This window comes from Streptococcus orisratti DSM 15617 (assembly GCF_000380105.1).
In the GTDB taxonomy this organism is placed as follows: Bacteria; Bacillota; Bacilli; order Lactobacillales; family Streptococcaceae; genus Streptococcus; species Streptococcus orisratti.
In genome coordinates this window covers 43,552-62,207 of the sequence record NZ_KB904450.1, presented here as the reverse complement: position 1 = coordinate 62,207, position 18,656 = coordinate 43,552, and the positions used below count along the sequence as shown (strand labels likewise).

17 protein-coding genes are annotated in these 18,656 nt (G+C 38.9%); 3 read left to right on the top strand and 14 right to left on the bottom strand.

Features of this window, described 5'->3' with window-relative positions; genetic code table 11:
* The 10 genes from A3I7_RS13490 to A3I7_RS0101690 form a co-directional block, all read right to left on the bottom strand.
* Positions 1-204 (bottom strand): IS630 transposase-related protein (locus A3I7_RS13490; RefSeq protein WP_018375062.1); only part of this gene is annotated, 204 nt, incomplete at its 3' end.
* Between the two features lie 144 nt (positions 205-348).
* Positions 349-654, bottom strand: a complete 306-nt coding sequence (locus tag A3I7_RS0101730; protein ID WP_018375061.1) for a rhodanese-like domain-containing protein — start codon at positions 652-654, stop codon at positions 349-351.
* Positions 651-833 carry a hypothetical protein gene (locus A3I7_RS0101725; protein ID WP_018375060.1) on the bottom strand — a complete coding sequence of 61 codons (183 nt, stop codon included), beginning with the start codon at positions 831-833 and terminating at the stop codon, positions 651-653. Before A3I7_RS0101725 ends, A3I7_RS0101730 begins: the two co-directional genes overlap by 4 nt.
* Positions 834-1,004: 171 nt before the next feature.
* Complete coding sequence (locus A3I7_RS0101720) at positions 1,005-1,196, bottom strand: hypothetical protein (RefSeq protein WP_245538831.1); 192 nt, start codon at positions 1,194-1,196, stop codon at positions 1,005-1,007.
* A 14-nt stretch (positions 1,197-1,210) separates the two neighbouring features.
* On the bottom strand, positions 1,211-1,666 hold the full coding sequence (locus A3I7_RS0101715) for a GNAT family N-acetyltransferase (protein ID WP_018375058.1): 456 nt from the start codon (positions 1,664-1,666) through the stop codon (positions 1,211-1,213).
* A 49-nt stretch (positions 1,667-1,715) separates the two neighbouring features.
* Complete coding sequence (gene lepA, locus A3I7_RS0101710) at positions 1,716-3,551, bottom strand: translation elongation factor 4 (protein ID WP_018375057.1); 1,836 nt, start codon at positions 3,549-3,551, stop codon at positions 1,716-1,718.
* A gap of 397 nt (positions 3,552-3,948) precedes the next feature.
* On the bottom strand, positions 3,949-4,365 hold the full coding sequence (gene ndk, locus A3I7_RS0101705; RefSeq protein WP_018375056.1) for a nucleoside-diphosphate kinase: 417 nt from the start codon (positions 4,363-4,365) through the stop codon (positions 3,949-3,951).
* A gap of 125 nt (positions 4,366-4,490) precedes the next feature.
* On the bottom strand, positions 4,491-6,752 hold the full coding sequence (gene glgP, locus A3I7_RS0101700; RefSeq protein ID WP_018375055.1) for a glycogen/starch/alpha-glucan family phosphorylase: 2,262 nt from the start codon (positions 6,750-6,752) through the stop codon (positions 4,491-4,493).
* Positions 6,753-6,836: 84 nt separating this feature from the next.
* Positions 6,837-8,351, bottom strand: coding sequence for a 4-alpha-glucanotransferase (gene malQ / locus A3I7_RS0101695; protein ID WP_018375054.1), 1,515 nt, complete (start codon positions 8,349-8,351; stop codon positions 6,837-6,839).
* A gap of 138 nt (positions 8,352-8,489) precedes the next feature.
* Entirely contained in the window at positions 8,490-9,524 is a 1,035-nt protein-coding gene (locus tag A3I7_RS0101690; protein ID WP_018375053.1) for a LacI family DNA-binding transcriptional regulator, read from the bottom strand.
* Between the two features lie 337 nt (positions 9,525-9,861).
* Between A3I7_RS0101690 and A3I7_RS0101685 the strand changes: the two genes are divergently transcribed.
* The 3 genes from A3I7_RS0101685 to A3I7_RS0101675 all read left to right on the top strand — a co-directional run bounded on the left by A3I7_RS0101685 (position 9,862) and on the right by A3I7_RS0101675 (position 13,433).
* The gene (locus A3I7_RS0101685) at positions 9,862-11,109 is read left to right on the top strand and encodes an extracellular solute-binding protein (RefSeq protein WP_018375052.1); all 1,248 of its coding nucleotides are present in this window, start codon (positions 9,862-9,864) and stop codon (positions 11,107-11,109) included.
* A 120-nt stretch (positions 11,110-11,229) separates the two neighbouring features.
* Entirely contained in the window at positions 11,230-12,597 is a 1,368-nt protein-coding gene (locus tag A3I7_RS0101680; RefSeq protein ID WP_018375051.1) for a carbohydrate ABC transporter permease, read from the top strand.
* Positions 12,597-13,433, top strand: a complete 837-nt coding sequence (locus A3I7_RS0101675) for a sugar ABC transporter permease (RefSeq protein ID WP_018375050.1) — start codon at positions 12,597-12,599, stop codon at positions 13,431-13,433. The genes A3I7_RS0101680 and A3I7_RS0101675 overlap by 1 nt, the downstream gene beginning before the upstream one ends.
* A gap of 809 nt (positions 13,434-14,242) precedes the next feature.
* Here the strand turns inward: A3I7_RS0101675 and A3I7_RS0101670 are convergent.
* The 4 genes from A3I7_RS0101670 to uvrB all read right to left on the bottom strand — a co-directional run bounded on the left by A3I7_RS0101670 (position 14,243) and on the right by uvrB (position 18,644).
* On the bottom strand, positions 14,243-15,088 hold the full coding sequence (locus A3I7_RS0101670) for a hypothetical protein (protein WP_018375049.1): 846 nt from the start codon (positions 15,086-15,088) through the stop codon (positions 14,243-14,245).
* Between the two features lie 314 nt (positions 15,089-15,402).
* Positions 15,403-15,867, bottom strand: a complete 465-nt coding sequence (locus A3I7_RS0101665) for an 8-oxo-dGTP diphosphatase (RefSeq protein ID WP_018375048.1) — start codon at positions 15,865-15,867, stop codon at positions 15,403-15,405.
* Between the two features lie 89 nt (positions 15,868-15,956).
* A complete protein-coding gene (locus A3I7_RS0101660; RefSeq protein ID WP_018375047.1) occupies positions 15,957-16,544 on the bottom strand; it encodes an HD domain-containing protein in 588 nt (195 codons plus the stop codon).
* A 108-nt stretch (positions 16,545-16,652) separates the two neighbouring features.
* Complete coding sequence (uvrB, locus tag A3I7_RS0101655; RefSeq protein ID WP_018375046.1) at positions 16,653-18,644, bottom strand: excinuclease ABC subunit UvrB; 1,992 nt, start codon at positions 18,642-18,644, stop codon at positions 16,653-16,655.
* Positions 18,645-18,656 lie beyond the last annotated feature (12 nt).

The window sequence follows — 18,656 nt, the reverse complement described above, 5'->3', positions numbered from 1 at the left end:
ATAGTTTTTGAGTCTATCTCTATCAACTTTTCTTGGTTTTGTTCCTTTTGCTTGATGGTTTAGNTTCCCTGTTTTCTCTTTTAGTTTTAACCAGCCATAAATGGTATTTCGTGAGATTTGGAANACATCTGATGCTTCTGTGATACTACCTGTTCGTTTACAATAGGCGAGAACTTTTTTACGAAAATCTAATGAATATGCCATAAAAACAGTATATCACATTATGTACTTTTTGTGTTTCATTTTACTATAGTTTTACACCGTCATCATTCATTTTTATTTATTGTGTTTTAAAAATCACTGTCACATCAGAAAACGCGGGCAAGACTGCTCTTGCTCCTTGCAGATTTAATCACACTTCTCTAATTCACCTGTCCAAGCGGCTGTCCCGCCATTGATGTTAGTGACATCATAACCCTGAGCATCTAAGAAAAGACAGGCTTGAGAAGAACGTCCGCCAAGGTGACAGATGATATGGTAGGGAGTCTCAAAGTCTAATTCAGTATAGCGGTTAGCTAACTCACTTAAAGGCAGATTAATAGCTCCAGGCACATGTCCCGCTGCAAACTCGTCCGCTTCGCGAACATCTACCACATGAAATGCCTTATCCTCCAAATCTACTGTAACATCAGCTATATCGACAACTTTAATCATTTATTTTCTTCCTTTAAAAAATCTTTAATAACCAAAGCAATGGTTTCTGGGTACTCACGATAGAGGTCATGACCAGATTTTGGTGAGAGTTGGTAACTAACATAGACTGGATTGACCTTTTCTGGCACTCTTCGTTTTTTCGCTGACAAGTCTGCCAGTGTGTCTGAAAGAATGGCCAAAGTCTCAATTGCAATCAGACTCTAGGAGACTGAATTCACTTCTGCTGCTAATTTCAATAAGCCAAGCATGCTTTCTGGCTAGTAGTCAAGGACATACTTTATTTTTTCTTGTTCCCAGTAATAGGCATGCCAAATAATTGCTGCCAAGACCGTCTAGAAAATAAAGGGAGATTATTTTTTATCGCCTTTTTTAAGATGTCTGATGAGCAGAAGTACCAGATTGGCGAGCAAGAGAAGCCCCCAAATACCCGCTATAAGTAGCCTGTCATTTTTGATGTTGATAAAAACGCCAGCACTATAAAGCAGGATAAAAAAGACAGTCATCAGGTCAGAAGTAGAAGTAAAGGGAGATTTTTTCATCATTTTCCTTTCATGTATCACAGGGTTAAAACCATTTCTAGACAGGGCAGTTGCGTTCCCCATATCTCTAAGTACCTAGCTGGACGAAAGCCAACCTTTTCATAAAAAGCTCGGGTTTGAGCATAGGATGAGCTTGGATGAGCTGCCGACAGGGTCTTGACCAGCAAGTAGGTTTTAGTATGCTGGCGAGTATAGCTTTTCAGTTTTTCTAGCATAGCAGAGCCGACACCCTGACCTTGATAGGATTTCAAAACACCCATGCAGTCAATTTCAAAGGCTGTCTCAGTTTCTATCAAACTGATAAAACCGATAGCTGTTTCCTCTGCTTCTGCTAGAAGACAAAGTTCATCACCCGTCGCATCAACATAAGCCTGAGTAGACTCTGGAATACCAAACCACTCTGGCAAGTCAGCCAAAATAACTTTTGCAGCTTGGCTATTTTGTGGTGAGGGTTGTGAGATAGTAATATTCATGTTTGATTTTTGTGTGTCAGTTTAGTGCAATATCTAAGCCAAGCACCTATTATTTCTTCTTATCATCGTCATCCATGCTAAGAACGCTGAGAAAGGCTTCCTGCGGAACTTCAACAGGACCAATAGCTTTCATACGCTTCTTACCAGCCTTTTGCTTTTCAAGGAGTTTACGCTTACGAGACACGTCACCACCATAACACTTGGCCAGCACATTTTTGCGAAGAGCTTTGATGTCAGAACGTGCCACAATTTTTTGACCAATAGCTGCTTGGATTGGCACTTCAAATTGCTGACGTGGAATGATTTTCTTCAATTTCTCCACGATAAGTTTTCCACGTTCATAAGCAAATTCTTTGTGAACAATAAAGCTGAGCGCATCTACCTTGTCACCGTTGAGTAGGATATCCATTTTCACTAATTGTGAGCGGCGGTATTCAGAGATTTCATAGTCAAAGCTAGCATAACCACGCGTTGATGATTTCAATTTATCAAAGAAATCAAAAACAATCTCTGCCAGCGGAATTTGGTAGATAACATTGACTCGATTATCATCGATATAATCCATTGTGACGAAATCACCACGCTTACGTTGTGCCAAGTCCATTACAGCCCCAACATAATCCTGTGGAACCATTATCTGTGCCTTGACATAAGGTTCTTCGATACTGTCAACCTTTGTTGGGTCAGGGAATTCAGAGGGATTAGACACTTCCATCATATCACCATCAGTTGTATTAACGTGGTAAACCACGGATGGAGCTGTCATGATAAGGTCAATATTGAACTCACGCTCCAAACGCTCTTGAATGACGTCCATGTGAAGCAGACCCAAGAAACCACAACGGAAACCAAATCCTAGGGCTTGAGATGTTTCAGGCTCAAATTGAAGACTGGCATCGTTAAGCTGTAATTTTTCTAGGGCTTCACGGAGGTCATTATATTTGTTAGACTCAATTGGATAAAGTCCAGCAAAAACCATCGGATTCATTTGCTTATAACCAGCTAAAGGCTCTGTCGCTGGATTGTCAGCTAAAGTAATGGTATCACCAACACGAGTGTCTGCGACGGTTTTGATAGAAGCAGCAATATAACCAACATCACCTGTTGCCAAAAATTCACGACCTACAGCTTTAGGAGTGAAAATTCCCACTTCAGTGACATCAAAAGTTTTGCCATTTGACATCATTTGGATAGTGTCGCCGGGCTTGACAACTCCATTAACAATACGGACTTGTAGAATAACCCCACGGTAAGCATCGTAAACAGAATCAAAAATGAGGGCTTGCAGGGGAGCTTTTACATCACCTGTCGGTGCTGGTACTTTTTCAACGATTTGTTCAAGGATATCTTCAATACCAATACCAGCTTTGGCAGAAGCCAAGACAGCTTCTGAGGCATCTAGACCAATGACATCTTCAATCTCTTGTCGGACGCGTTCTGGATCTGCGGCAGGTAAGTCAATTTTATTGATGACTGGCAAAATCTCCAAATCATTATCTAGTGCTAAATAGACATTTGCTAAGGTCTGTGCTTCAATACCTTGTGCAGCATCTACAACTAAAATTGCTCCCTCACAAGCCGCCAGAGAACGAGAGACTTCATAGGTGAAGTCAACGTGCCCTGGGGTGTCAATAAGGTGGAAAATATAAGTTTCACCATCTTTAGCTTTGTAATTTAGCTGCACCGCATTTAGCTTAATAGTGATGCCACGTTCACGCTCTAGCTCCATGCTATCCAGCAACTGCGCTTGCATTTCACGGCTAGAAACCGTTTCTGTCTGCTCTAAAATACGGTCGGCTAAGGTTGATTTCCCATGGTCAATATGAGCAATAATGGAGAAATTACGAATTTTCTCCTGTCGTTTTTTCAATTCTTCAATATTCATTACTAATTCCTATACTATTTTGTACTCAATAAACATCAAACCAGCTATAACTATCTTGAAGGTAGTTGTAGGTTGAATATTCAACAGACATCGCTCGTAGTAGTAAATATGCAAATAAAACTACGGTTCATCAAATCGACGATGTCCGAATTTGATTTTAGAAGAGCATCAGTCATTCTAATCTATTATATCAAAAAGAAGCTATCTGTGCGCACTTGACAAGAAATTTTGATTAGAGGGCATTTCTATATAGCTTTGTTATTCCAAAAAAAGAAGCTGAAATAAGATCAACTTCCTTAGTTTCAATTTTTAAAATTAGAAGATATAGCAGTTGGGTACATTATAATTCATGAAAAAACAATTTTCACCCCAAAATTAAGCTATACAACTTTAATAATTACTTATCACCAAACCACAATGCAATCTCACGCTGAGCTGCTTCTTTGGAATCAGAACCATGAACCACATTTTTGATATTACCATCAACAGCTCCCATGGCAAAATTTCCTCGAATGGTACCGGGTAGCGCATCGACAGGGTTGGTTGCACCCATCATAATTCGCCAACTCTTAACAACTTTTGGCCCTGAAATCACCCCAATCAATACTGGACCACTAAGCATGTAAGATAAAATATCTGGGAAAAAAGGTTTATCCACAAGATGACTGTAGTGTTGACGTAAAATTTCCTCTGTTGCCACCCTCAACTCTAAACGCTCAATAGTAAAGCCTCGACGTTCTATCAAATTCAGAATTTCACCAATCAAGCGGCGTTCTACACCATCTGGCTTAATCATAAAAAAGGTATTCTCCATATCTGCCTCCATTATGTAGTCATTTCTTTCATTTTAGCATAAAAACGTTTTCTGTGCTCATCTTTTAACTAAAAAAATCCAGCCGAAACTGGATTTTTAATCGTCATTGTGACACTGTTACTGCATTAGTTTGAGTGCCAGATGTCTTCGTTGTATTGAGCAATTGTACGGTCTGATGAGAAGAATCCTGCTTTAGCAATGTTCTTAACAACCTTAGTCATCCAAGCATCACGGTCTTCATAATCTGAAAGCATTTGTTCTTTGACTGCAATATATTCTTTCAAATCAATGAGGGTCATGAACCAGTCTTTGTTAATCAACTCGTTGTAAAGACGTTCTAAGCGTTCTGCTTTACCAAGCGCTACCAACTCATCGCTAACGATGAAGTCAACAGCTTCTTTGATAACTTCGTCACCATTATAGTAATCAGCTGAAACATAGCCTGCCTTGTCATAAAGATCAATAATTGTATCTGAATCTTTACCAAATGTGTAGATATTTTCCATACCAGCAAGTTCTGCAATTTCAACATTGGCACCGTCCATTGTACCAAGTGTCAGAGCACCATTAAGCATGAATTTCATGTTACCAGTACCTGAAGCTTCTTTTGAAGCAAGAGAGATTTGTTCAGAGATATCTGTCGCAGGAATAAGGTGTTCAGCAACAGTTACGTTGTAGTTTTCAACAAGGTGAACATTAAGGTATGGTGATACTTCTGGATCGTTGTTGATCAGTTCAGACAAGCTGAGGATAAGGTGAATAATATCTTGTGCAATGGTATAGGCTGGAGCTGCTTTACCACCGAAGATAACAGTTACTTTGCGTTTTGGCAAGTTTCCACGTTTAATTTCCAAGTATTTATGGATAACATACAAAGCGTTCATTTGTTGACGTTTGTACTCGTGGAAACGTTTGATTTGAGTATCAATGATAGAGTTTTCATCAAGCTCAATACCTTTGTTATCTTTGAGGTAACGTTTAAGAGACAATTTATTATTGTATTTGATCTCAGCCAACTTAGCATGAACGTCTTTGTCATCAGCAAAAGCAAGTAGTTTTTCAAGCTTAGTTGCGTCAGTCAGATACTCATCACCAATCAATTCCTTGATGTAGTCAGCCAAATCTTGGTTAGCAAATTCAAGCCAACGACGGAAAGTAATACCGTTTGTCTTGTTATTGAATTTTTCAGGATAAAGGTCGTAGAATGCTTTCAATTCACTGTTTTTAAGGATTTCTGTGTGAAGTGCAGCAACCCCATTAACTGAAGTTGAGAAATGAATATCCATATGTGCCATATGAACACGACCTGATTCATCAATGATTTGAACAGCTGAGTCAGCATATTTCGCACGAACAAGTTCATCTAATTTTTCAATGATTGTTACCAAATGAGGCACTACTTCGTTGAGGTAGTCAAGAGGCCATTTTTCAAGTGCTTCTGCCAAGATTGTGTGGTTTGTGTAACCAACCATCTTGCTAACGATTGAAACAGCTTCATCAAAGTCAATACCATGTTTTTCTGTCAAAAGACGGATAAGTTCAGGAATAACCATTGATGGGTGAGTATCGTTGATTTGAACATAAGCATAGTCAGCTAAGTCGTGCAAGTCTGAACCACGTTCGATAGCTTCGTCAATCAAAAGTTGAGCAGCATTTGACACCATGAAATATTGTTGGTAAATACGAAGTAATTCACCGTTTTTATCAGAATCATCTGGGTAAAGGAAGAGTGTCAAGTTCTTTTTGATTTCAGTCTTATCAAATGAAATTCCGTCTTTAATCAAGCCGTAATCAAGACCATCAATATCGAAAAGATTCAAGTAATTTTTAGTGTCTTTTTTGTATCCAAGAACATCAATACGATCCAAACGAGATTTCAAGGTAAAATCTTTGAATGGCACATCGTATGAAATGTCTGTTGGAACCAACCAAGAATCATTTTCAATCCAGTAGTTAGCTTCAGCTTCTTGTTGGTTGTTTTTGAAAACTTGTTTGAAAAGTCCGCAGTGGTAGTTAAGACCAACACCTTCACCGTTGATCCCAAGGCTAGAGATAGAATCAATGAAACATGATGCCAAACGTCCAAGTCCACCGTTACCAAGAGATGGTTCTGGTTCAACATCTTCAACTTCTGCAATTGATTTACCAGCAGCAGCCAATTCTTCTTTCACATCTTTGTAAATGCCAAGGTTGATCAAGTTATTTGACAAAAGTTTACCGATCAAAAATTCAGCTGAGATATAGTAAACTTTACGTTTGGCAGTATTTTTAGCTTTAGAGGCAGCAGCTTCCTTAACAAAATCCAACAAAAGATAGTAGATTTCTTCATTGCTGAGATTTGCAAGATTTTTGTTTTGTGTTTCAAGATAAGTTGTAAATGTAGTCATGAGTTTTCCTTTTTATAAAATATCTATTTTAGTTTATGATAATAACAATAATGTCTTGATGTTTTCTTAAGCGACAAAATAATATTATTTATCTTGTGCTTTAAATGTATTTTTACGAGCGTAGAGAGAAGTGATTTCCTTCAAGAAAGCTTTCCTATCAGCTGTCAAATCAGTTGACAACATCCGCCATTGCCAGTTTCCACCAACTGTATTTGGCATATTCATCCGTGTTTCTGCAGGCTTATCTAACAAATCTTGCATGCAGACAATCGTCACATCACTAACGCTAGCAAACAGAGTACGGAGCATTGCTTCTGAAATTGGTTCATTTTCTTGACGGCGAATGTAGGCATTAGCAAATGCTTGTTGTTCTTCAGTCAAGTTTTCGTACCAACCATTGATAACTTCGTTATCATGAGTTCCTGCATAAGCCACTGAATCAGCGATATAATTATGTGGGATATCAATACTCTTTCCTTCGGTATCGTAGAAACCAAATTCTAAGATTTTCATTCCAGGAAAAGCTGTGTCAGCTAAAAGTTGTTCTGCTTTTTCATCAATATAGCCGAGATTTTCAGCAATAATTGGTAGTTCACCAAGTTCTGCTTTCACGGCATCAAATAAGGCTTTTCCAGGACCAGGTTGCCACTTACCATTTTTAGCCGTATCATCTCCACCAGGAATTTCCCAGAAATCAGAGAAGCCTTTAAAGTGGTCAATACGAAGCAAATCATAAATCTTAAATCCTTCACGAATACGGTAAACCCACCATGCAAAATTACTTGCTGCATGAGTCTTCCAATCATATATTGGATTTCCCCAAAGTTGACCATCCTCTGAGAAGCCATCTGGTGGACAACCAGCAATAAATTTAGGCTTCTTAGCTGCATCTAATTTGAAAAGTTCTGGCATAGTCCAAACTTCCACACTATCAGCAGAAACATAGATTGGCATATCACCGATTATTTCAATGCCGTGAGCATTAGCATAATCCTTAAGTGCTAACCATTGGTCAAAGAAGAAATATTGCGTTACTTTATGGTAGGCAATGACATCTTTGAGTTCCTTACGGTAGGCTGCAAGAACTTTGCTATCACGATTGATTAAAGCTTTGTCATCCCAGTCTTGTAAGGCTTTATTATCAAAGTGTTCTTTGAATGCCATAAACTCGGCAAAATCAGTCAACCAGTCTGCTTCTTTTTCAAACTTAGCAAGTGCTTTCTTGCCTTCTGCTGACGCTAGGAAATTAGCAGCAGCTTTTTCCAAAATCGGGCGACGGCGCTCATAAATCAACGCATAATCAACAGCTTCTGGGTTATCTCCAAAGGTCAAGTAGTCAAAATCCGATTTCTTAAGGTAACCAGCTTTAACCAGTAAATCAAAGTCTATCAAATGAGTGTTCCCAGCCACAGCTGAAAAAGATTGGTAGGGAGAATCACCATAACTCGTTGTTGTTAACGGTAAGATTTGCCAGTAACTTTGGTCAGTTTCAACTAGGAAATCAACAAAATCATAGGCAGATTTACCAAATGTTCCTACGCCAAATTGCCCTGGAAGGGAAGTGATGTGCATAAGGACACCGCTCGCGCGTTTTTCCATATCCTGCTCCTCTCGTCTTTCTTAGTTTTAGGATAATGCAAGTATAACGCAAACGTTTGCGTTTGTCAAGGATTTTCCTAAAAAAACTTCGATAATCTACTTATCGAAGTCCTATTGAAAGTTCTATAAACGTTGATATCACTTGATTTGACTGAATTTTGTTAAATTACGGACACTTTCTCTTTCTTTAAAAATGAAGGGCACAATAACAGATTCTCGATGAACCTCCGCTGGGGTTTTTATTTTCTCCAAAAGATGTCGAAGACTTGTCTGACCAAGACTAGAAATATTAACATCAAAAGTTGTCAAGTAAGGGTGAATCAATTTTGAATATATGGAGTTATTAAAGGTAATAATAGAAATATCATCTGGTACAGATAGGTTGTAGAATGATAAAAATTGCATTAACCGAATAGCTACGATATCACCAATTACGATAAGAGCCGTCGGCTTTTCTTTATGGATCGTTTCTATCAATTCCTCTAAGACCTGGGGATCATTACGATCAAAAAGTAAAGCTTCGTGACTCCTGATTCCTAGTTTTGTTGTCCCTCGAACATATCCAAAATAACGTTCCATAGCAACTTCTGATGTTTTATCATCTGTGACAAAAAGAATTTTCTTGTGCCCCTTTTCATAGAGATGAGTTACTGCTGTCTTCCCCATGAGCTGATTATCATTATTGACATAGGTGATATCATTTTCAAAGCCTTCAGGAGCCCCCACTACAACAAAAGGTAGATTATTTGCTAGTAAGTATCTCCGAACAGGATCGTTGGCATCTGAATATAAAATAATAAAGCCATCCACTCTTTTCTGACGGTGCATAAGCTTAACTTGTTCTTCAACTTCTCCCATTGATTCGCCCGTTGCAATAGAAACAGTAAAGTCATTTGCTCTTGCTTCATTCGTAATCGTTGTTAAAATCCTCATAAAGAATGGTTCGCTTAAGCGGTCTGGCGTTACCAACGGAGGGAAAACAAGTCCTATATTATAAGTTAGCCCGCTCGCTAACATCTGTGCTGCTGCGTTGGGAACATAGCCAAGTTCCTGCATTGCCTTGCGAACACGTTCTTTTGTCTTTTGTGAAATTGATGTATTGTTTTTTAGAACACGACTAACTGTAGATGGATTAACACCAGCTTTAGCCGCCACGTCTTTTATTGTAACCATCCCAACCTCCTCTTTTTCTAGTATATATAATCTGTATTTTTCAGCTCTCAAAAAAACGATTCACATAACTTTCTTCTATATAAGTGACGAATTATTATGTCCAAAAATAATAGAGCTGTTAACCTAAAAATGGTTCCTTTATTTTAAGAATACACTTTTAAAAGAGATAATGCAATCGTTTTCCGAAAAAACGTGCATTTTTATGCCACAACACTAAAAAATTTCTGTCCTATGGAATTTTTTTTGAAATTTTTTTAAAAAAATACTTGACAAAAACTGCAAACGGTTGCATAATATACTTGTAAATAATAAAACATTCTCTAGGAGGAGAAAAACAATGAAGAAGAACACTTGGAAAAAAGTCGTCACTAGTGGTGTAGCACTTGCATCAATCGCAACTCTCGCTGCCTGCTCATCTAATGGTTCAAAAGAATCAACTTCATCTGATAAAGTATCACTCAAACTTTGGGTGCCTACTGATGCTAAAGAATCATATGAAGCAACAGTAAAAGCTTTCGAAAAAGCTGAAGGCGTATCTGTTAAGATTGTTGAATCTAACGACTCAAAAGCTCAAGAAAACGTGAAGAAAGACCCAGAAAAGGCTGCAGACGTCTTCTCACTTCCACACGATCAACTTGGTCAATTGGTTGAGTCAGGAGTTATCCAAGAAATCCCTGAAAAATACGCTACAGAAGTAGCTGACAACAACGTTGAAAACGCTGTTGCAGGGGCACAATACAAAGGTAAAACTTATGCCTTCCCATTTGGTGTAGAATCTCAAGTTCTTTTCTACAACAAATCTAAACTTTCTGCAGATGATGTAAAATCATACGAAACAATCACATCAAAAGCAACTTTTGGAGCTTCATTGAAAGAAGTTAATGCTTATGCAACTGCTCCATTGATGCTTTCAGTCGGTAATACACTCTTTGGTGAAGATGGTGAAACTGTTGACGGTACAAACTGGGGTAACGATAAAGGTGTTGCAGTAATGCAATGGTTGGCTGACCAAAAAGACAACAAAGGCTTCGTGAACGTTACTGATGCTGAAGCTGTTTCTAAATTTGGTGATGGTACTGTTGCTGCTATCGAAACTGGTCCATGGAACTACTCTGCTGCTGAAGAAGCTGTTGGTAAAGATAACCTTGGAATCGCTGTTTATCCAACAGTAACTATTGGTGGCGACACTGTTCAACAAAAAGCCTTCATGGGTGTTAAACTTTATGCCGTTAACCAAGCACCTGCTAAAGGTGATGCTAAACGTATTGCTGCTTCATACAAACTTGCAGCTTACCTAACTAACGCTGAAAGTCAAGAAAACCAATTCAAGACTCGTAACATCATTCCATCAAACAAGGAAGTTCAATCATCTGACGCCGTTACTTCTAATGAATTGGCTAAGGCTGTATCTAGCATGACTGGTTCTGCAGACTACACAACTGTTATGCCAAAACTTAACCAAATGGCTACTTTCTGGACTGAATCTGCTTCTCTCCTTAGCGGACCTTATTCAGGTAAGATTGCTCCTGCTGACTTCCTAGCTAAGCTTCAACAATTTGACAAAGACTTGGCAGCTACTAAATAAGTTTTTTAAGCAGAATGTTAGTGATCACGTAAAGGGGATCCCCTTTACGTGATTTGTTAATTATTGGTTTCTTGCTGCTATTTTGTTAGCGGTATCTATCTACTACTTGGGAGGTTCATTATGAATAACTCTGTCTATTTTGATAAAGTTTCTGTAAAAGAAGCTCTAAAAAAAGGTGGACTTGACGTTAAACTATCAGCACTCATTATGGGATTTGCAAATCTCGCCAACAAACAATTCATTAAAGGATTTCTCTTCCTCATTAGTGAAATTCTTTTCCTAATATCATTTGTCTTACAGGTTATTCCAGGATTTGGCGGTTTGATTACCTTAGGGACTCAGGCCCAAGGAAAACAAACTGTTGAGATTGACGGAGTTAAGTTCACCAAGGCCGTTGACGGAGATAACTCTATGCTCCTCTTAATCTTCGGTTTGGCATCAGTAATCTTCTGTCTTGTCTTTGCTTATATCTACTGGTGTAACCTAAAAAGCGCACGTAATATCTATGTTTTAAAATCTGAAGGTAAGAAAATACCAACTTTCATGGAAGATTTCCATACTTTGGCTGACGGTCGTTTCCACATGACTCTCATGTCAATTCCAATGATTGGTGTGCTTCTCTTCACTATCTTGCCTTTGGTTTACATGATCTGTCTAGCCTTTACTAGCTACGATCATAACCACCTACCACCAAAATCACTTTTTGATTGGGTTGGTCTTTCAAACTTCGGAAACGTTCTTAGCGGACGTATGGCTGGTACCTTCTTCCCTGTCCTATCTTGGACTTTGATTTGGGCAGTAGCTGCTACAGCAACTAACTTCTTCTTCGGTATCGTTTTGGCCTTGATTATCAATACCAAAGGTCTGAAGTTGAAAAAAATGTGGCGTACTATCTTCGTCATCACAATCGCCGTTCCTCAGTTCATCTCTCTTCTCATCATGAGAAATCTTTTGACTGATGGTGGCCCACTAAATTCACTCTTAATCAACATTGGTTTAGTTTCAGCTAAAAATCCGTTACCATTTTTGACAGATCCAGTTTGGGCAAAATTCTCTATCATCGTTGTTAATATGTGGGTTGGTATTCCATTCACCATGCTTTTGGCAACTTCTATCATTATGAATTTACCTCAGGAACAATTGGAAGCTGCTGAGATTGATGGTGCAAATAAATTCCAAATTTTCCGCAACATCACTTTCCCACAAATCCTTTTGATTATGATGCCAAACTTAATTCAACAGTTTATCGGTAATATTAACAACTTTAACGTTATCTACTTGTTGACAGGTGGTAACCCAACTAATCCTGATTTCTATCAAGCAGGATCTACTGACCTCTTGGTAACTTGGCTCTATAAACTGACCGTTTCTGCCGCTGACTATAACTTGGCTTCAGTTGTCGGTATCTTAATCTTTGCTATCTCAGCAATCTTTAGCTTGCTGGCCTATACAAGAACCAACTCTTATAAGGAAGGAGCTGCTAAATAATGAAAAACAAACGTCGAATTAATTTAACACTGACATATATCCTATTGATTATTTTATCTATCGTCTGGCTCTTTCCAATTGTTTGGGTTGTCCTGACCAGCTTCCGTAGTGAAACTGGAGCTTATGTTCCTTATATCATTCCAAAATCGTTTACTCTGGACAACTATGTTAAACTCTTTAACAATTCTTCATTCCCATTTGCTCAGTGGTTCTGGAATACTCTTATTGTAGCTACAGCGACAACGATTATTTCAACTTTTATCACCGTTGCAATGGCCTACTCACTTAGTCGTATCAAATTCAAACATCGCAATGGTTTCTTGAAATTGGCACTTGTGCTTAACATGTTCCCTGGCTTCATGTCAATGATCGCCGTTTATTATATTTTGAAAGCCTTTAATTTGACACAAGCCCTCTTCGCCTTGGTACTGGTATACTCTGCAGGTGCTGCACTTGGTTTCTACATTGCTAAAGGATTCTTTGACACCATTCCTTACTCACTTGATGAGTCAGCTATGATTGATGGAGCGACACGTAAAGATATCTTCTTCAAGATTACCTTACCACTGTCAAAACCAATCATTGTCTATACTGCTTTAACAGCCTTTATCGGTCCTTGGATTGACTTTATCTTTGCCAAAGTAATCCTTGGCGATGCTACTAGCAAATATACCGTTGCAATCGGACTTTTTGCCATGTTGGAACAAGATACCATCAATGAATGGTTCCGTTCTTTCGCAGCTGCATCAGTTCTCATCGCTATCCCAATCACACTTCTCTTCATCTACATGCAAAAATACTATGTTGAGGGTGTTACTAGCGGTTCTGTTAAATAGTTATCACATTATGATAAGACCTGAAAAGGTAGTGCTTTTGTGGCACTACCTTTTTGGTTACAGCGATACTAATACTCAATGAAAATCAAAAGTAGCCTAGGAAACGAAGCCGACGATAGAACTTGAGTTCATCAAGGCAAGTTGACAACGGATAATTTTGATTTTCGAAGAGTATAAATACTTGAAAGATCTTCTAATGATAGCCTTTCATTTTTTCTTTCATTAATAGGAAGCTTGTTCCCTTGTTTCGACTCTATAATATCCGTGGTGGGTGACAAAGACCCCTTATTCCAACTTCAAATATTTGAACACGCTTTGCCATACACTTGCTATCGCAAGTTTCATCTCCAACTTTCAACATAATCACTGCCCTAACCATTCGACTTGACCTTCGCTCATTTTATTTTCCTCTCCCCAGACTTGTGGAATTATCACTAAAAACAATGACTTATTTCTATCAAAAAAGAGAGAGACTGTCCACTGTTTCTACAAGTCTCTAGAACGAAAGAAATTTAACTTTCTTTTATAGAAAACTATCATCCTCAGCAAAAGTCATTCGAAAGTAAGAACCTGTATTCACAAGCGAAGTGCTTATAGATAAGAAATAGTTTTTCGCTAATCAAGGCAGTTTTTTGAGAGAATACTGACTGTATTTTGAAAAAAACTAACGATGAGTAGCTCAAAAACTAGCCTTAGATAGAAGTGCTGAACTGTGAATACAGGTTCTAATATGAGATCAATAACTGATTTGATAGCTTACAAAAATGGTACAATCATCACTGAGAGCACCACTTTCACAGTTGAACAAACTATCTACTCAACACATAATCGGTTCGCTGTTCCCTGCTATCATCGTCACTACTTTCCTTGGTGAAGTCAATAATAATTTGCTCATCGGTATCATTATAGGATAAACGGTTGATGGTGAAACCATCCTCAGATTGTTCAGTGAGACTTATTAGCTTATCTGCATTATCAGACTCTAATAAATCAGTTAAACTGTATGCTTTAATCTTATCTACTTCCATTTGCAACAGGATCTTTTTGATTAGCTTCTTATTGATTGCTAATTTACCTGAATAGGATGGTCGTTCAATATCAAAATAATCTCCTTCAAAGCTGTCAACTTCAATGTCTGGATAAGTAATAGTTATAGTATCTGGATTTCCTTGGGCACTCCAGCTATCTTCGTCATCAATACTTGTCCATATGCCTGACAGCTTCTCTTCTAACTCGTGACATAGCTGACTTGTCTTTACGCGAGCCGCATCCTCAATGTTATGCTGCCGTGCTGACGACTGTATTCTACTTACAGAAGTAATGCTACAATAGGCAGTAGCAGGAAATAGAGCCAGCAAAGCAATAACGTAAAGAACTTTTGTAATTCCGCTGGAAAGTCCAATCTTTTTTACCAAATATCTAAAAAATATAATAAATAAGATTGAAAAAAAGGCCAAAACAAACAAAATTGACAAAACAAGCAGAAAAACTTTAACACCCGCCACCAGAGAACTAATCAGTTTCAATAGCCACTTAAGAATATATCCAGCTATCCCTAGGACAAACAGAATGAATAATATTCCCCATAAAGGATTTTCTTCATAAAAGTAAAAACTTCCATCTGAACGTACCCGCCCTTTATACATTTTTTTCATAAATGCTCCTAAAATGATATTGATATCCTATTGTTAATAAACTCCCCTAATTAGCTAGCACATCATAGATATGACTAACTTGAATAAGAACAGGGGCATTGAACAAACACAACTTTTAGCTACTTTGGAGTCTATCAATTGCTCAGTTAAGTCTGACATAGTTATAGAAAAATTCTTCAGATACTAGAAGATTTTCGTCAAATAGCTGTAACAAAAATCTTTTCAAGAATCATGATTGATACTTCTACCTGTAGTTTCTAGGATTAGGTTTTAAATTCTAACTAAAAACGTTCAAGCTTTTCTTGGTAAGTAAATTACCAAAATTCACGGATAAAATCATTTTCGAGACGCTTACTATAAAACATCTCTGACAATTTTTCTTCATCGAAAACACGCAGCAAGTTTTTCAGGTCATAAGCAAGTTCAATATTATCCAAATCATTACGTGAGACCCACTTAACCTCACCCTCTTCAGAAGAACGCAGTTCACCAGAAAAGTCATTGGTGCGGTAGAGAAATACCAAATATCGAATGCCGTCCACTGTATGCCAGTGCTTCATTCCAACTAACTTGGGATTACGAATGGTCAGTCCTGTTTCTTCATAAACTTCTCGCACCACCGCTTGATGCAGACTTTCTTTTTCTTCAATATGACCACCAGGTAATGCTGCTCCTGACCAAGTGTACCTTTTGGGATCACGAATTTGCATAACAATATTTCCTTTTTCATCTTCAATCAAGCACATGTTCGTTAAGATGACTTGAGATGTACGAGGCATGGTTTCTCCTTTTACTTTTACCTTCAGTTCAATTAAGGTCTTACCCTTATTATATATAGTATAACAAAATGTTAATTTAAAAGCTTTCTCTATTTATCCAGATACAAGCCTTTAGCGACACTTTGGTCTATCAAATCCAAAACAAGCTCCCAAAGTTCTGCCGATTCTTCCTTGATAAAGGCTTTCTTTGCCAAAACCTGTGACTTGGTCAAGCTATCGAGGTTTTCATTTTCAGGAGCAATAAGCAGGTGATTCATCAGCGGTGCTAGAGCATCCAGACAACGAGCATAACGTGCTTCAGGTGTGTCCTCCTTGGACTCAAATTCAAGCCAGAGTTCTCGGTAGCTGTCAGCCTGCTCAGGAGGGAGAAGAGCCAACGTTTTCTTGACAGACTCCCACTCACGATCAAAGGAAGTCAACTTACCAACCTCATCATAAACCCATGTATCACCTGCACCGATTTCTCCGATTTCATGCAGCAAAAGCATCGTCATAACCTTTTCAAGGTCTACTTCCTCTGGAAAATGCTGGCGCAAGACAGGTGCCATAAGAGCTAGTTGCCAAGAATGCTCAGCAGAATTCTCAAAACACCCATCTAAGGTCTGATTCCGTCGAGTGACCATCTTGAGTTTCTCAAGTTCATTAAAAAAAGCTAATTGTTGGTAAAGTGGTGACATGATGACCTCCTAAAAATTTTAACTCATCAAAGCTTCGACATTTTCTTTTCCTATGTTTGGAACATTAAACACTACAACAGTATTGATGTTATCGTTGCTTCTCTAAATCTAATCCATCGCCTTCAGTTCAATCACCATATCCCTAATTTGGGCAGCCAGTTCAAAATCAAGCAGTTCGGCGGCTTCTTGCATTTGTTTTTGCAACTTCTTGATGGCTTCTTGGCGCTCTTTCTTGGTCATAGCACTGTAATCAACAACACCTTCTGCTACATCGGTATCATTTGACTTAGTAATCGCAATAAGATCTCGGATTTCTTTTTTAATGGTTTGTGGAACAATACCGTGTTTCTCATTGTAAGCCATTTGCAGGCTCCGCCGACGTGCTGTTTCATCCATAGCCTTCTGCATAGACTCGGTAATCTTATCAGCGTACATGATAACATGCCCGTTACTATTTCGCGCTGCCCGCCCAATAGTCTGGATAAGACCACGTTCGTTACGGAGGAAACCTTCCTTATCCGCATCAAGGATAGCCACCAAGCTGACCTCTGGAACGTCAATTCCTTCGCGCAACAAATTAATTCCGATAAGAACATCAAAGACACCCAAACGCAAATCGCGGATAATCTCGGTACGCTCCAAAGTCTTGATATCCGAATGCATATACTTAACCTTAACCCCCATTTCTTTGAGGTAGTCGGTCAAATCTTCTGCCATTTTTTTGGTCAGGGTTGTGATGAAAGTACGTTCTCCCTTATCCACACGTGCATTGATTTCTCCAAGCAGATCGTCCATTTGCCCCATAGTCGGACGGACTTCCACTTCTGGATCCAAGAGACCTGTCGGGCGAATAATCTGCTCGATAACGGTATCAGTCTGCTCCATCTCGTAGTCACCAGGCGTTGCAGAAACATAGACAATCTGATGCACATGACTTTCAAATTCTTCTCGGCGCAAGGGACGGTTATCCAGAGCACTTGGAAGGCGGAAACCATAATTTACTAGCATTTCCTTACGTGAGCGATCTCCATTGTACATGCCCTTAATCTGCCCCATAGTCATATGGCTTTCATCAATCATGATGAGAAAGTCTTCTGGGAAAAAGTCCAAAAGAGTATATGGTGGCTCTCCCTCTGCTCGTCCATCCATATGACGCGAGTAATTTTCGACACCGCTGGTGTAGCCCATCTCGCGCAGCATCTCCACATCATACTCCGTCCTTTGGCGAATGCGCTGCGCCTCTATCAGTTTACCTTCTGCTTCAAAAAGTTTGACCTGCTTTTCCATCTCTTCAAGAATATTAGAAATAGCTTCCTCCATATGCTCCTCGTTGGTCATAAAGTGGGTGGCTGGGAAAATAGCCAAATGATCCACTTCACCGAGAACACGTCCAGTCAAGCTTTCGATTTCTCGAATACGATCAATCTCATCACCGAAAAATTCCACACGAAAGGCGTGCTCGTCACGACTAGCTGGAAAGATTTCCACCACATCACCACGTACACGGAAACGCCCACGCTGGAAATCAATGTCATTACGCTCAAACTGAATGTCTACCAAGTCATTTAAAAGCTGGTCGCGAGAAATTTCCTGACCAGGGCGCAAGCTAACCACACTGTCAGCATACTCTTTGGGAGAACCTAAACCATAAATACAAGAAACAGATGCGACAACAATAACATCGTTACGCTCTAATAATGATGACGTTGCAGAATGGCGAAGTTTATCAATCTCGTCATTGACCGAACTGTCTTTTTCAATATAGGTATCAGATGAGGGCACATAGGCTTCTGGCTGGTAGTAATCATAGTAAGACACAAAATATTCTACAGCATTGTCTGGAAAAAACTCCTTAAATTCACCATAAAGCTGACCAGCAAGCGTCTTATTATGAGCAATGACCAAGGTCGGTTTATTAACTTTCTGAATGACTTGACTCATGGTGTAGGTCTTACCTGTACCTGTTGCTCCTTTGAGAATCTGTGCCTTTTCGCCTCCTTCGATATTGTCCACCAAAGCTTCAATGGCTTGGGGTTGATCTCCTGAAGGTTGGTATTTAGAAACTAATTTGAAATGATTATTATTTTTTCTATCTATCATGGTTTACCTCGT